The sequence below is a fragment of the Clostridium omnivorum genome, assembly GCF_026012015.1.
GTDB classification, from domain to species: Bacteria; Bacillota; Clostridia; order Clostridiales; family Clostridiaceae; genus Clostridium_AX; species Clostridium_AX omnivorum.
In genome coordinates, this window is sequence record NZ_BRXR01000001.1 from 2,505,168 (window position 1) to 2,522,084 (window position 16,917).

The 16,917-nt window shown below is 34.2% G+C and carries 10 protein-coding genes; all 10 read left to right on the plus strand.

The annotated features are described in order from the left end of the window. Window positions 1-167: 167 nt before the first annotated feature. The 10 genes from bsdE14_RS11960 (at window position 168) to bsdE14_RS12005 (ending at window position 16,861) form a co-directional block, all read left to right on the plus strand. Window positions 168-1,913, plus strand: coding sequence for a glycoside hydrolase family 35 protein (locus bsdE14_RS11960; RefSeq protein ID WP_264850168.1), 1,746 nt, complete (start codon window positions 168-170; stop codon window positions 1,911-1,913). 320 nt (window positions 1,914-2,233) lie between these two features. Beyond that, complete coding sequence (locus tag bsdE14_RS11965; protein WP_350339559.1) at window positions 2,234-3,208, plus strand: ABC transporter permease; 975 nt, start codon at window positions 2,234-2,236, stop codon at window positions 3,206-3,208. A gap of 18 nt (window positions 3,209-3,226) precedes the next feature. Further along, window positions 3,227-4,108 carry a carbohydrate ABC transporter permease gene (locus bsdE14_RS11970; protein ID WP_264850169.1) on the plus strand — a complete coding sequence of 294 codons (882 nt, stop codon included), beginning with the start codon at window positions 3,227-3,229 and terminating at the stop codon, window positions 4,106-4,108. A gap of 24 nt (window positions 4,109-4,132) precedes the next feature. After that, window positions 4,133-5,326, plus strand: a complete 1,194-nt coding sequence (locus bsdE14_RS11975; RefSeq protein ID WP_264850170.1) for a glycoside hydrolase family 88 protein — start codon at window positions 4,133-4,135, stop codon at window positions 5,324-5,326. Between the two features lie 69 nt (window positions 5,327-5,395). Beyond that, a complete protein-coding gene (locus tag bsdE14_RS11980) occupies window positions 5,396-6,514 on the plus strand; it encodes an anaerobic sulfatase maturase (protein ID WP_264850171.1) in 1,119 nt (372 codons plus the stop codon). A gap of 190 nt (window positions 6,515-6,704) precedes the next feature. After that, window positions 6,705-8,321 carry an extracellular solute-binding protein gene (locus bsdE14_RS11985; RefSeq protein ID WP_264850172.1) on the plus strand — a complete coding sequence of 539 codons (1,617 nt, stop codon included), beginning with the start codon at window positions 6,705-6,707 and terminating at the stop codon, window positions 8,319-8,321. Window positions 8,322-8,393: 72 nt separating this feature from the next. Further along, a complete protein-coding gene (locus bsdE14_RS11990) occupies window positions 8,394-13,133 on the plus strand; it encodes a polysaccharide lyase family 8 super-sandwich domain-containing protein (RefSeq protein WP_264850173.1) in 4,740 nt (1,579 codons plus the stop codon). A gap of 163 nt (window positions 13,134-13,296) precedes the next feature. Continuing rightward, window positions 13,297-13,920, plus strand: a complete 624-nt coding sequence (locus bsdE14_RS11995; RefSeq protein WP_264850174.1) for a chromate transporter — start codon at window positions 13,297-13,299, stop codon at window positions 13,918-13,920. A 55-nt stretch (window positions 13,921-13,975) separates the two neighbouring features. Then, on the plus strand, window positions 13,976-14,491 hold the full coding sequence (locus bsdE14_RS12000) for a chromate transporter (RefSeq protein ID WP_350339560.1): 516 nt from the start codon (window positions 13,976-13,978) through the stop codon (window positions 14,489-14,491). Window positions 14,492-14,554: 63 nt separating this feature from the next. Further along, the gene (locus tag bsdE14_RS12005) at window positions 14,555-16,861 is read left to right on the plus strand and encodes a polysaccharide lyase 8 family protein (RefSeq protein ID WP_264850176.1); all 2,307 of its coding nucleotides are present in this window, start codon (window positions 14,555-14,557) and stop codon (window positions 16,859-16,861) included. The last annotated feature ends 56 nt before the right edge of the window (window positions 16,862-16,917 follow it).

A 16,917-nucleotide genomic window follows, 5' to 3' on the forward strand; every position in this document is an offset into this window, starting at 1 on the left:
GGTGCAACTAAAAAATATACTAGCTGCACCTTTTTTAGCTGCAAATTTTAGTTATTGTCAGTACTTTTGATTTTTTTACCCTAGAATTCAGACAGTACAAAATTTAGAATTGAACTATATAAATTGTATATGCAGCACAAAACAATATAAGAAAAGCGGAGGATGTTATGGGAAGATTTGAAGTACTTAATAATTCATTTGTATATGACGGTAAACCAGTAAGAATACTATCAGGTGGAATGCACTACTTTAGAATTATGCCTGAGTATTGGAAGGATAGGCTCTTAAAGCTAAAGGCTTTAGGGTTAAATACTGTAGAAACATATGTACCTTGGAATCTGCACGAGCCTAAAAAAGGACAATTTTACTTTGAAGGGCTTGCAGATATAAGTAAATATATAGAGTTAGCTGGAGAATTAGGCCTTAATGTAATAGTGAGACCAGGTCCATTCATGTGTGGTGAGTGGGAGTTTGGAGGACTACCAGCATGGCTTTTAAATGAAGAAGGGATAAAGCTTAGATGTTATAACAAACCTTATTTAGATAGAGTGGATGCATTTTTTGATGTACTAATAGATAAATTGAAGCCTCTTCTATGTACAAATGGAGGACCTATAATAGCTATGCAGGTAGAAAATGAGTATGGAAGCTATGGCAATGATAAGGAATACCTTGAGTATTTGAAGCTGGGAATGCTTAAAAGAGGTATAGATGTATTGCTATTTACTTCTGATGGCCCTACAGATTTAATGCTTCAAGGTGGTACTCTAGACGGAGTATTGAAGACTTTAAATTTTGGCTCCAAACCTGAGGAGGCATTAAAAAAATTAAGGGAATATCAAAGTACAGGTCCAGCTATGTGTATGGAATTTTGGAATGGATGGTTTGACCACTGGGGAGATTCAGAGCATCATACAAGGGATGCAAAAGATGCAGCAGAGGTTTTAGATGAAATGCTGGAGCTTGGATATTCAGTAAATCTATACATGTTCCATGGGGGCACTAATTTTGGGTTCTACAATGGAGCAAATTATCAAGAGGTGTATGAGCCAACTATTACAAGCTATGACTACGATTCGGTACTTACTGAGGATGGAGAAATTACACCGAAGTACAATGCTTTCAAAAAGGTTATAGCAAAATATAAAAAGCTTGAGCAAGTGGAGCTTTTACCACAGGTAGGTAAAAAGTCTTATGGAAAGGTTGTATTAACACAGCAGCAAGGACTATTTGAGAGTTTGGATAAGTTATCTAAGCCTATAAAATCAGCTTGTCCTCTTACTATGGAAAAGCTTAATCAGAACTTTGGGTTTACTCTTTACAGAACAACTGTAAAGGGAGTCATATCAAGCTGCGAACTTGATATAAGAGGTGTTCACGATAGAGCATTAATTTTTATAAATGGGAAGTTTATAGATATCCTTTATAGACAAGAGGGTAATAAAAAATTAACTGTAGGCTTTGAACAAGATGAAAATCAATTGGATATTTTAGTGGAGAATATGGGCAGGGTAAATTATGGACAGCACATATTTGACCCTAAGGGTATAACTGAAAGTGTAAAAATTGATTATCAATACCAACATAATTGGACTATGTATCCTTTAGAGCTTAACAACATTGAAAATATAGTTTATGAAGGAAAAGTTAATAAAGATCTGCCTGCATTTTATAGGGGAGAATTTGAAATTCATGAATTAAAGGACACTTTTTTATCATTAGAAGGCTGGAACAAGGGAGTTGTATACATTAATGGCTTTAACCTAGGGAGATACTGGAAGGTTGGACCTCAGAAAACTCTCTATGTGCCTTATCCAATTTTAAAGTATGGTAAAAATGAAATCGTAGTTTTTGAACTCCATGGAACTGAAAAACCAGTAGTAGAATTTGTGGATAAGAGTAATTTAGGTTAAGTAATTAATATTAGAAAAAAGTAAGTATAAGTATTTATGAATACAAATACTTACTTTTTTATGGAGAAAAAGCTTTTTAAAATAAGTTTTTACCCTCAATTTTAGAAAATGTCCTATCTATAAAAATAAATTGGTGAGGCTGAAGTCCTAGTTTACATCACAAAAAGCTGATTTTAAAGCATAAATACATTTTTGACTTTCGATTTCAACTATTGGCACTAGGATTTGGTATGAAAATGTTTTAAATTGAAATCAAGCTTCTACAGCAAGAATAAATAAAAATGCTCATGTAATATAGCCGAGCATAGAAAGGGGTCAAAATGCTGAATGTAAGTAAAAAAAATAGCAAGATTAAAAGCAAAGAAACATTAGCAGCAAGATTTTCAAATTTTATAGTTCTGGTTCGCAAAGACTTTAAACTAAATAAAGGTCTTTATTTAATGTTCTTACCAGTATTAGCATTCTATCTAGTATTTCATTACGGGCCAATGTATGGATTGATAATGGCCTTTAAAGATTTCCAACCCACTAAAGGAATATCGGGAAGTGATTGGGTAGGATTTAAAAACTTTATTGATTTCTTTCAGAGCTTTTACTTTTGGAGAGTTCTAAAAAATACATTAGTAATAAGTATAACTAATTTAATATTTGGCTTTCCAGCGCCAATAATATTGGCTTTATTGATAAATGAAATAAGAAATAAGTACTTTAAAAGCGCAGTACAATCTATTTCCTACATGCCTCACTTTATATCTCTTGTAGTTGTATGTGGTATGATAAAGGACTTTACATCAGATACAGGAGTAATAAGCTATATAATAACTCTATTTGGAGGACAAGCAACTACGCTTTTAAATGAAGCTAGAAACTTTGTACCTGTATATGTAATATCAGATATATGGCAGACAGTAGGTTGGGGAACTATTATTTACTTAGCAGCCCTAACAGGAATAGATCAGGAATTATATGAGGCTGCACAAGTGGACGGAGCAGGAAAGTGGAAACAAACACTTCATATAACAATACCAGGAATCATGCCTACAATAATAATCATGCTGGTATTAAGAATGGGAAGCATGCTTAGTGTTGGATTTGAAAAAATAATTTTACTATACAACCCTGCTATATATTCAACTGCAGACGTTATATCTACATTTGTATATCGTAAAGGTTTGCAGGAGTTTGCGTTTAGTTATAGTGCTGCAGTAGGCTTGTTTAACTCAGTAATTAACTTCATCCTGTTGGTAACAGCTAATAAATTAAGCAAGAAATTCAGTGATTCAAGTCTGTGGTAAAGGAGTGTGAATAGGATTATGCTTATTAAAAGAAGCAAGGGCGAAAAGGTTTTTAATGTTTTTAATATAATTTTCATGATAGCGATGATGATAGTCACTGTATATCCATTACTACACGTAGTATTTGCTTCCGTTAGTGATTCTAATGAATTATTAGCGCATAGAGGCTTATTATTAAAACCAATAGGCTTTAACTTTGCAGCCTATAAGATGGTGTTTAAAAATCCAATGATAGTTAGAGGATATATAAATACATTGATAGTTGTTGTGTTTGGAGTAGCATTGAATATTTTGATGACCTCTCTAGCAGCTTATGTACTATCAAGAAAAGATTTTTTATGGAAAAGTACTTTAATGTTTTTCGTAGTGTTTACAATGTTCTTTAGTGGAGGGCTTATTCCATTCTACTTTACTGTAAAAAGCCTCCATATAGATGATAGCTATTTGGCATTAATATTGCCTGTAGCAATTAATACCTTTAATTTAATAATAATGAGAACTTCCTTTGAAGCTATACCAGACAGCTTAGAGGAATCAGCAAAGCTAGATGGAGCAAATCACTTTACAATTCTTTTTAAAATAATACTTCCATTGTCATTGCCAATAGTAGCAGTTATGGTACTTTACTATGCTGTATTCCACTGGAATGCTTGGTTTAATGCAATGATATTTATAAATGATAGAAGTCTATATCCATTACAATTAGTACTTAGAGAAATATTAATACAAAATGATACTTCAGTAATGGCTGCAGGTATTGGAGCGGGAGATCAGGAAGCTATAGGAGAATCAATTAAATATGCAGTTATAGTTGTAGCAACGTTACCAATTTTATGTGTATATCCATTCTTACAAAAGTACTTTGTAAAAGGTGCACTTGTTGGAGCTGTAAAAGGTTAATCTATAAGGAAAATAGGAGGACATATGAAAACTATAGTTGATGAAGGAATAAAGAATAAGCAGAGATATGAGAAGAGGCCAAATGTGGACAAGGCTTTTATAGAAAAAGCTATTAAGCAGGTTTTAGCTAAAATGGATCAAAACCTAGAGACTTTCACTTATAAGTTTCCAAGACCTGCAAGTATAGATGGAGTTTATCCTGCCATAGATAATATTGATTGGACAGCAAGTTTTTGGACAGGAATGTTATGGCTAGCTTATGAAGTAACAGAAGATGAAAAGTACCGAAAAGTAGCTGAAATTCAAGTAGAGAGCTTTAAGCAAAGATTAGATAACAGAATTGAAGTTGACCATCATGACCTTGGATTCTTATATACATTATCCTGTGTAAGTGCATATAAGCTTACTGGCAGTGAAGTTGCTAAGGAAACAGCATTAAAGGCAGCAGATTTATTAATAACTAGATATTATGACAAGGCTGGAATAATACAAGCTTGGGGAGATTTAAATGATCCTGCTCAAAGGGGAAGGATGATAATTGACTGCAATATGAATCTTCCATTATTATATTGGGCTTCAGAAGTAACTGGCGATAAAAAGTACAAGGAAATAGCATACAGCCATGTAAAGCAGGCTGCAAAGTATATAGTAAGAGAGGATTCCTCTACTTACCATACCTTTTACATGGATACAGAAACTGGTGCACCATTAAGAGGTGCCACTCATCAGGGCTATGCAGATAATTCCTGCTGGGCTAGAGGTCAGGCATGGGGAATATATGGTTTTCCTTTAAGCTATAAGTATACTAAGGATTGGGAGCTTATAGAGCTTGCAAAAAAGGTAACTAATTACTTCTTAAATAGACTTCCTAATGATGAAATATGCTATTGGGATTTAATTTTTACAGAAGGTACCAAGGATCAAGAAAGGGATAGTTCTTCCGCAGCTATAGCTGTCTGTGGTATAATGGAGATGCTGAAAGACATGCCGCTTGCAGATGAGTATAGAATGTTTTATGAAAATTCAGCTCTTAGCATGCTGAAATCACTAGCTTTAAACTATACCGTTGAAATAGACAGCAACGAAAATGGCATATTGAAACATGGGGTATATGCAAAACCTCAAGGAAATGGTATAGATGAAAGTTGTATATGGGGAGATTACTATTACTTTGAAGCTCTAGTAAGAGCTCTAAAAGATTGGAATTTATACTGGTAATTAATATGGGTTGTTGGCATAGGTCAGCAACCTATTTGTTTATATAATAAGTGTGAGGATGGTGAGAATATGCCGCCTATCAGTGTTTTAATTAAACCTGCTTCTAGTGGATGTAATCTAAAGTGTAAGTATTGTTTTTATAATGATGTTGCAGAAAATAGACAAGTTAAATCTTATGGGAACATGAGTGAGGATACTCTAGAACAGATTGTAAAAAAAACTCTGGAATTTGCTGATATACAATGCAATTTTGCATTCCAGGGGGGAGAGCCAACTCTTGTAGGGCTTGATTTTTATAAAAAGGTTATAGAGTTTGAAAAAAGATACAATAAAAAGAATGTAAGAATAGTAAACACAATTCAAACTAATGGCATTTCCATTGATGAGAGCTTTGGAAGATTTTTATCTGAAAATAACTTTTTAGTGGGACTTTCAATAGATGGCTATAAAGATTTACATGATAAAAACAGAGTTGACTATGAAAATAGGGGTACTTTCAGCAGAGTTATGAAAGCTGTGGAAATATTTAATCGTTATGGTGTAGAATACAACATATTATATGTGGTAACTTCTGAGTCAGCTAGGCATGCTAATAAAATATATGGGTTTTTTAAGAAAAATAATTTTAGATATATTCAGTTCATTCCTTGTCTAGATCCACTTGAAGAAAAAGGGGGTTATGGGTACTCGCTAAAACCTGAAATCTATGGACAATTTCTAAAAAACACTTTTGATTTATGGTATAAGGACATTTTAAATAATGAAGCAGTGAGTATAAGATATTTTGACAATCTACTAAGAAGAATAATGGGCTACAATACAGAGAGCTGTGGAATGAATGGAATATGCAGCTGTCAGTTTGTAATCGAGGCTAACGGAGGTGTCTATCCTTGTGATTTTTATGTAACTGATCAGTGGTATATGGGAAATATCATAGAGGTTGATATTGAGACACTTTCTAAATCTTCAAAGGCTCTGGAGTTCATTAAGAGTTCTAATTACATATGTGAGGATTGTAGAAAATGTCAGTGGCTTAACTTGTGTAGAGGTGGCTGCAGGAGAGAAAGAGAGCCCTTTTATGACGGAAAACCAGGTCTAAATAAACATTGTAAAGCCTATGATGAGTTTTTCAATTACTCAGTTGAGAGGTTTTATAATGCAGCAAGGTATATAACAAATAGAAGATAATAGTATGATTTTTAGTTTTTGTCCCCGGCAGTAATAATAAGGCGTATATATTACTGGTATATCTACATTATTGTCAACGCATTTTAGAAATTGTCTCTGTTATTATGGCGAAAATTTTATTAAATTAGAAGCATGAAACAAACATAAAAGCAAAATTGTAAACGTTAAAATTTTATAAGGGGGAAAAAGCATGAACAAAAAATTAAAAGGCATGGTTACAGCTGCAGTTGCGTTAACGTTATCTGCTGGACTATTAACTGGCTGTGCCCAAAAAGGAAAATCTGATGCTAGTAAACAAACAAGTGGAAAAACTGGTGAGGTAAGCTACCCTATTAAAACAGATGTATCTTTGAAATATTGGCTTCCTCTTAATGCAAATTTATCTACTTCTAAGAAAAACTTAGGGGAAACAGAATTTGCAAAGGAACTACAAAAAGAAACTGGTATTAAGGTAGAATACATTCATCCAGCTCAAGGACAGGAAAAGGAAAAGTTCAACTTACTATTAGCTTCTGGGGATCTTCCTGATTTAATTGAAAATGACTGGAGTTCCTTCCCAGGTGGACCAGAAAAGGCTATAAAAGATGGAAGTATTCTTAAATTAAACGACTATATTGATAAATATGCTCCAAACTTAAAGAAATTCTTACAGGAGCATCCAGATATAGATAAGGCATGTAAAACAGATTCAGGTTCATATTACATGTTCCCATTCATAAGAAGTGATGATAGTTTAACAGTTTATTACGGACCAACAATGAGAGCAGACTGGCTAAAGGAATTAAACCTACCAGTTCCAACTACAATGGACGAGTGGGAAACAACTCTTAAAGCATTTAAGGAAAAGAAGGGTGCTACTGCTCCGTTAACTTTTGACTTAAAAGAAATATTTGGTGCTTTTGCAGGCGCTTATGGTATTACTTATGGTGCTGGAGTAGGTAATGGATACTATGTAGACAATGGAAAAGTTAAATTTGGACCTATGCAGCCAGGCTTTAAAGACTTCGTAACTACATTTAATAAATGGTATAACGAAGGGCTTCTAGATAAAAATTTTGCTACAGTTGATAAGAAGATAAAAGCTTCCGATATGTTATCTGGTAAATCCGGTGCTACATTAGCTTACTGTGGTGGAGAAATTGGAGTTTGGATGAATGCAATGAAGGATAAGGACCCTAACTATAATCTTGTAGGTGTTCCATATCCATCAGCAGTAAAAGGACAAAAGGCTGCATCTGGACAACTACAAATGAAAGCTACAGGACAAGGTATTGCAGTTAGTGCTAAGACTAAGAATATAGAGCAAGCTATAAGATTCCTAGACTATGGATACAGCAAGGCTGGTATGGATCTTTATAACTTTGGAATAAAAGATGTAAGCTATAAAATAGTTAATGGAAAGCCAGTTTATACTGATTTAATTCTTAAGAACCCAGATAAACTTAGTCAAGCTCAAGCAATGGCGTTATATATGAGAACTTACAGTGGACCATTTATACAACTTAAAGAGTATATAGACAATTATTATCAACTACAAAATCAAAAAGATGCTATAAAAGCATGGGTTAATACTGATGCTCCTAAGACTTTAATTCCTGCTGTAACAGCATTACCAGAGGAATCATCAGAATTATCAAAGATGGAAAATGAAATCACCACATACGTTGATGAAATGTTCTTAAAGTTCGTAATGGGACAAGAGCCAATTTCAAACTATGATAAGTTTACAAGCCAAATTCAAAAGATGAACATAGACAAAGTTCTAAAGATTAAACAAAGTGCTTTAGAAAGATACAACAAGAGATAACAATAAAAGGGAGGACTTAGTTCCTCCTTTTTTAATAGCCATATAGATGAATAAAAGGGGGCAAAATTCACAATGAAATTCAAAAAAAGCATTTCAATGGCTTTAATATTAAGTATGGTTACTACACTTGTACCATTAACATTTAGAGGTACAAGTGCAAAAGCTGCTTCTCAACTTATTGTAAATGGTGGATTTGAAACAACTGGAGGTGGCGGAAACTCCAAGTATTGGTCTAATCCTTCAATAATTGCTCCATCATGGACTGCAAGTACATCGCCTAGCACACCAGCTGCAAATAGTCCAATGATATCTGTTGTAAACGATATCGTACATTCTGGAAATAATGCACTGAAGATAGCACCGCCTAGTGCTTACCCTAGCAATACTACTAGATTGTTTTTAGGACAAGTGGTGAACCTACCTGCAGGAAGTGCTGGGAAAAAGTTTAGGGCCAGTGTATGGATGAAGACAGAAGGTGTAACTGGAAATACAATAGGTTTTAGATTTCAAAAGTATACTGGAAAAGATGCTTCTGGTACACAAATTAAATCATCAGATGTATCAAAATCTGGCACAATGGATTGGACACTAGTAAATAATGATCAGATTATAGATGATACTTGTCAAAGTGTTAAGATATCTGTAATTCATGGTACTTCTGCAGCAGCGCAAGGAACGGCCTGGGTTGATGATATCAATCTTCAAGAAATAATTGATAACATTACTTTACCGGAAGGCTCTATATCTCTAGCAGCAGGAAGTAGTTATACTCTTGCTCCGTCCTATACTCCAGCAGCTGCTACAAAAGATATGATATGGACCTCCTCAGACAGCAGTGTTGCTGAAGTTGATAACAATGGAGTAATTTCAGCATTAAAGGTTGGTACTAGCAGAATTACAGGGACTTCCTCTGTAGACCCTACTAAAACAGTATTTTGTGATGTCAATGTGGTAGGTGTGCCTGTTGAAGGTATTACTCTAGATAAAGATAATGTAAATATTGATATGGGAAGTACAAGTACTATTACTGCCACAATTGCACCAAGTAATGCCAGTGATAAAACTGTGCTATGGAGTTCAGATAATACTTCTGTAGCTTCAGTAGATAACAACGGAGTAATTACTGGACTTAAACCAGGTACAGCAACAGTTACAGCCACATCAAGTTCGGATAGTTCTAAAAAAGCAGCTTGTACAGTTAATGTAAATGGGCTTGTACTAGATAAGAGCTCTGCAGCAGTATCAAATGGTAAAGATGTTTTACTTACAGCTGCAGTAATGCCTAAAACTAATTTAGTATGGGAATCCAGTAATAAAGATATAGCTACAGTTCAAGATGGTTTAGTTAAAACAATAGAACCTGGTAGTGCTGTAATCACAGTAAAAACTGAAGATAATAAATACACTGCAAGCTTTAATCTAACTGTAGAACCTTATACTAGTGATGAATTTGACAGCTTGAGAGTTAAGTATGCAGCATCCTTATTAGGTGGAAGTAATTATGATATAAATGATCCAGCAACGAAAGCTTTAGTAGATAGTATTGCTGCCTCAGCTCAAAGCTTTTGGAGCAGTATGGATCCTACAGGGACCTATTTATGGAGTGATATTCCTGGTATTGTACAAGGTGGAGCTAAAAGAAAGACTTCTGAAGTAACTACAAATTATAATAGACTTTTGACTATGGCAAAAGCTTATTTAATGGAGGGTTCCAGCCTTAAAGGAAATACACAATTACTTAGAGATACCCTTAGAGGTCTTGAATGGATGAATAAAAATCTATATAACAGCAATATAACATTACCTATGTTTGTTGGGGATAATGGTACTGGAGATGGAAATTGGTATGCCTTTGTAATAGGAAGCCCTAAGGTTTTAAACAACCTTGTTTCTATGCTTTACGATTATCTAAGTGATGATCAGGTAAATAGATATGAAATGGCAGTTAGAAATTTTGTATCCGATCCTACTTGGTATATGGATTCTTATGGCAGGCGTGTAACCTCAACAGGAGGAAATCTATCAGATACCTGTAAGGTTGCAGTTGTTAATGGAATAAATACAAAAGATGCGGACTTTATAGCTGCTGGAAGAGATGCTTTAAGCGGTAATTTTAAATTAGTTACTTCTGGAGAAGGAATTTATAGCGATGGTTCTTTTATACAGCATGTATTTGTTCCTTATAATAATACATACGGACAAGTTTTGCTTCAAGGTATAGGAGATATATTATCCATACTTAGTGGAAGTAGTTGGCAGATAAAAGACCCTAGTATAAATAATATATATAATTGGCTTGAGACTGGTATAGCACCATTGATGTATAAGGGCTCTGCTATGGATATGGCCAGTGGAAGAGCTATATCTAGAGGTGGTTATCAGGATCATGATATAGGAGCTTCACTTATAAATGTATTTATTCAATTCTCTCAGTTTACTCCAGAACCATATGCTAGTAAATTTAAGAGCTTGGTGAAATACTGGATTCAGCAGGATACCTACAGAGACTATGTAAGCAACTGTACTGATATTATTCTTAAGTCACAAGTGCTTGATATACTCAATGACCCTTCTATTACACCTGCAAAGGAACTTACAGGACAGTTTAATTATCCGAATATGGATAGGGTTGTTCATAGGGATCCACTATATTCAATAGCTATAAGCATGTACTCTAAACGAGTATCAAATTATGAAACTATGAATGGTGAAAATTTAAAGGGCTGGCATACTAGTGATGGAATGACTTATCTATATAATGGAGACCTAGGTAACTTTGCAAATGACTATTGGGCTACTGTGGACCCATATCGTTTACCTGGAACAACTGTGGATAAATTACCACAGCCTACTGCTGCAAATGATCAAACAGCTAGTAAGATAACTTCACCTCAAAGCTGGGTTGGAGGAACTTCCTTAGGCAGCTATGGAACAGCAGGTATGTTCTTAGATAAATTATATATGAATTCAACAGGTACTATTACTAATAAATTAAATATGAATTTGCAGGCAAAAAAATCTTGGTTTATGTTTGGAAAAGAAGTTGTAGCTCTTGGAGCAGGTATTAATAGTACAGATAATAGAACTATTGAAACTATTGTAGATAATCGTAAAATATCAGATACAGGGGATAATAAGCTTACTGTTGATGGTACTGTAAAGCTTAATAATCTAGGTGATAGTGAAGTTATGTCCAATGTAAAATGGATGCACTTAGCAGGAAGTATGCCTAACTCAGATGTAGGATACTATTTTCCAAGGGGAGAAAATATCAATGCTCTGAGAGAAGCAAGAACAGGAGCTTGGTCTGATATCAATATAAATGGAAGTAAAACACCTATTACAAGAAATTATGTGACCACCTGGCTTGACCATGGAGCTAATCCAAACAATGCAGAGTATTCCTATGTATTGCTTCCAGGTATGTCCCCAAATGAGGTTGAACAATATTCTAAAAATGCTGACGTAACAATACTTTCTAATACTCCAGATGTGCAAGCAGCAAAGAAAAATTCGTTGAATTTACTTGCAGCTAACTTTTGGAATGATGCTGTTCAAACTGTAGATTATATTACAGTAAATAAAAAGGCATCTATTTTATCACAAAAAACTGATGGCTATTTAGACATATCTGTATCAGACCCAACTATGATGAATACCGGAACTATCGAGGTTGATATAAATGAACCAAATTTAGTTCCAGAAAAGATTGATAGCAGAATTGTGGTTACAGCTTCTGGAGATAAAACACATATTTCTGTTGATGTTAATAATGCAGCAGGAAAGGCGATTATCGGAAAGTTTAGAAAGAGCGTTATTGGATTAACTCTAGATAAAACATCTGCAGATATGAATATAGGAGATACTATTTCTCTAAAAGCTTCAATAGTTCCAGCAGATGCTGCAAACCAGTCCGTAGTTTGGACTAGCAGCGATAATAGCGTAGCTGCAGTAGATGCTAACGGGATTGTTAAGGCATTAAAGCAAGGAACTGCAGATATAACTGCTACTTCACAAGATGGAGGTTTTACTGCAGTATGCAGAGTAAATGTTATAAAACCTTATGAATATCAAGGAGAATTGATAGATAATACATTAAATAAGATAGTGGAAGCTATAAAAAATACTTCATTAAAGACGGTATTTGTAGATGCTGCTAAGAATAAAAAGGCTGAAAAAGCATTATTTAATGCAATAAAAAATATTGATAAGTCAATAACCTTTATTCAGGATAAAATTCAATGGACCTTTAATGGTAAGGACATAAATGGTGATATTAAGGATATTGATTTGTCAGTTAACATAGCACCATTAAAAAGTACTAATTCACATAATAAAGCTGCGATTGGAAATAAAGTAAATGGAAGCGAGGCTTTTGTAATTTCCTTTGCTGAAAATGGGAAACTTCCAGGTATAGCAAAAGTTAAAGTAAAGCTTGATAGTAATTGGCTTTCTGGAAAAGATAAGAATAGTTTGTTTGTTTACTACTACAATGAAGCTGAAAACAAGATAGAATTAATAGATAAGAACTTAAAAGTTGATGAAAATGGCTATATTGAATTTTCAATAACTCATAATAGTGATTACTTTGTAGTAGATAAAGAAATACAGACAGTTATAAGCAATACGCCAAATACAGCAACGGATAAAAAATCTGAAACAATAGTAGACAAAAAGTCTGATACTAGCAGTACTCTTCCAAAGGCTGGCTCATTAGTTGATTTTAAACTAACTCAGGCTATTGGAGTAATTTCAATATTAATTGGTTCCCTCTTTATAATTATTGAAAATACAAGAAAGAAGAGCTGCTAAATCTAAACCCTGGAGTAGATTACTCCAGGGCTATTTATTTGTCCTAATTATTTAAGAAATTGTCCTATATAAGCTTAATCTGACACTTCAATTTGATAATGCAGGGGTATTATCATGAAATTATAAACTTATATTATTGCTTAGCTAAAAGAGAGGTAATTGTATGAAAGAAAAAAATATGATAAAGGCAGAGGTAAACTTAAAATTATTACTTCAATTACTTACTACCTTTTTTAAAATAGGACTTTTCTCCTTTGGTGGTGGTTATGCTATGATTCCACTAATTGAAAAGGAAATAGTGGATAAAAGGTCTTGGGTGGATAAAGCTGAAATTGTTGATGTTTTAGCAGTAGCTCAATCTACTCCAGGGGCAGTGGCTGTTAATTCTGCCACAGCTATTGGATATAAAATAGCAGGGAAAAAGGGAGCACTATTTTCAACTATAGGGGTTGCAGTACCATCTTTTCTAATAATCATAACTATAGCATCATTTTTTTCAAAGATAAAGGATTATAAAGTAGTGCAAGATGCTTTTGCAGGAATAGGAGCTGCAGTTGTAGCGCTTATTATAACAGCAGCTGTTAGTGTTTCCAAAAACTCTATAAAGGATAGAATTGATATTTTATTAGCATTAATTACATTTGTATTAGTGGCATTTTTTAAAGTAAATCCTATATTTCTTATAATTGGGGGAGCAATGTATGGAGCAATTATATACTATTCAAGAATTATCAGTATAGATAGCAAACTCAAAGTAAAGAAGGGATTTAAAAATGATATTGATTAAGTTATTTATTACTTTTTTTAAAATTGGAGCCTTCAGTTTTGGTGGAGGTTATGCAATGATTCCCATAATTCAACGGGAAATTGAAAGAAATAATTGGATAAGTACAAAAGAATTTGTAGACATAATAGGAATTGCAGGTATGACTCCTGGACCAATTGCTGTAAATTCAGCCACTTTTGTAGGTTTTAAGGTAAACGATTTATTAGGTGCACTTTCTGCTATGCTAGGAATCATGCTGCCATCTTTTTTATGTGTAATAATTATCTTTAAATCTTTAAACAAGTTTAAAGATCATGAGTTAAATATACTTATTTTTAAGGGAATAAAAGCAGTGGTAGTTGGACTTATAGCTTCTGCTGCTATATCAGTGTCCAAAACTTCTTTACTAATAGGTTATAATGCTAGGGATTTTTGGGTAAGGCTTATGGAGGCACCACTTGAGGCTGTAAATTTAAGTGCTGTTATTATTTTAATTTTATCTTTAGCAGCACTTATAAAATATAAAATTCACCCTATACTTGTAATTTTATCTTCTGCTGTAGTGGGGATTACAGTAGGCAGCTTTTATTAGCCTATACAAGATTGCAAAGTATGTAAAGTGTGCTTGGATAAACTAGCATTTTGGGAGGAATTTATGATAAGTAGTGAATTAGAAATAAAATATAATGCTTTAAGAATAAGATGGAAACAAAATCTGCTTGGAGTAGATGAAAGCAATTTAGAGGACCAAGATATAAAAAACATAGTAGAAGAAACAGCAAAAAAAGCTGAAGTTAATTGGAACACCATGGATAAGTCAAAACATAGAAGTTTTTTGTGGCAGGAGTCTGGCAGTGAAAGTATTTCTGGCCATATTACTGAGTGCTATATTAGGCTAAAGCAGATGGCTGCTGCTTATTGCATGAAAGGCTCATCACTTGAAGGCAATAGAGAATTATTAAAAGATATTATTGATGCACTAGATTGGCTTTATGCAAATAGGTACAATGAAAACTCAAATTATTATGATAACTGGTGGCCCTGGGATATTGGAATACCACTTAGACTTAATGATATAGTTGTTCTTCTCTATGAAGAGTTAAGTGAAAAGCAAATAAACAATTATATGAGAGCAATTGAAAAGTTTGCTTTTGACCCAACGGTGTGCAGACCAGATAAAATCAAAACCACTGGAGCAAATAGGGTGGATATGTGCAAGGTAGCTGCTGTTAGTGGGATTATTTTAAAACGAGGAGACCTAATAAAAGTTGCTAATGAATCCTTGAGAGAAGTGTTTCAGTATGTCACAGAGGATGACGGCTTTTACAGGGATGGATCTTTTGTACAGCATGGAGCAATACCCTACACTTGCAGCTACGGCGCAGTGCTTATTGAAGGTCTATCTGTAATGCTTCAGTTGCTTTCAAATTCACCTTGGGAGCTTAAATATCCGGAAGTAAATAATATTTACAATTGGATATATGATTCTTATGAACCTCTTATTTATAAGGGTGCAGCAATGGATATGACCAGGGGGAGGGCTGTATCTAGATATTTCCTTCAAGACCACGTGATAGGACATGAAATTGTTAGTTCAATCTTAAGGCTTTCTACCTTTGCTCCAGAACCGCATGGTTCTACACTTAAGAGCATGGTTAAGTATTGGATTTTATCAGATACAAGCAACAGCTTTTATAAGGATATGGATGCTGTATCAATAGTTTCAGCAAAAATGTTAATAGAGGATAGCAAGGTATTGCCAAAGGAAGAACTAATAGGTCATTTTCATTTTGCAAATATGGATAGAGTTGTGCACAGAGCGCCAGGTTATGCCTTTGCCATAAGTATGTATTCAAAGCGAATACAAAACTATGAGGACATGAATGATGAAAATAAAAAGGCTTGGTATACTTCAGATGGTATGACTTATCTCTACAATAATGATTTAAATCACTACAGTGAGGATTTTTGGCCTACAGTAAATCCATACAGAATTGCGGGCACAACTGTGGATACCACAGAAAGACAAGTAGTTCTGCAAAAATATGGTTTGGGAGGACAGAGAAAATCAAGTAAGAGCTGGGTAGGAGGGGTAACCCTTGCTGGTTTATATGGTGCAGCAGGAATGGAACTAGAGTCAGGCTTCAGTACTCTTACAGCTAAAAAATCCTGGTTTATGTTTCAAAAGGAAATAGTAGCTTTAGGGGCTGGAATCAGCAGTAGTGATAATAGAAATATAGAAACCATAATAGAAAACAGAAGATTAGAGCATAAGGGTGAAAATAATTTAGTTGTAGATGGTAAATACATGCCCTGCGATTTAAGCTGGACTGAACATTTAGATAATGTAAAGTGGATGCATCTAGAAGGAAGCAATGTTGGAGCTGATATAGGATATTATTTCCCAGGCTCAGTTAATATTGAGGGGCTAAGAGAAAAAAGGTATTGCTGTTGGAAGGATATAAATGCGGATGGAACAAGCAATAGAATAGGTAGAAATTATATAACTCTTTGGGTTAACCATGGCTTAAAGCCTGTGGATGAAGGCTATACTTATGTAGTTCTTCCCAATAAGTCTGCAGAACAGATAAAGTGCTATGCAGAAAAACCAGAAATAATAGTTTTAGAAAATTCAAAGGAGCTTCAGGCTGTAAAGAACACAAGACTAAATATTATTGCTGCTAACCTGTGGGAAGACAAAGAAAGATGCGTAGATTATATAAGCTGTAATAAAAAGGCCTCCTTTATGGCTTTGGAAAAAGACAATAAGCTGGAATTTTCGATTTCAGATCCTACTATGGAGAATCAAGGAACAATTCAGGTTGTCATAAATAGAGCAGTGAAAGGTGTAGAAAGCAAGGATGAGGGGATTGACTTTCAAAGGAAAGGAAACTATTTAAGGCTTATTATAAATGTAAAAGAGGCAAGAGGAAAAACATTTAATATAAAGCTTCTATTATAATATTTAGAGTTTATAAAATTTTTGCGGGACAGTGTCAAAGAAGGTTTTCAATTAGA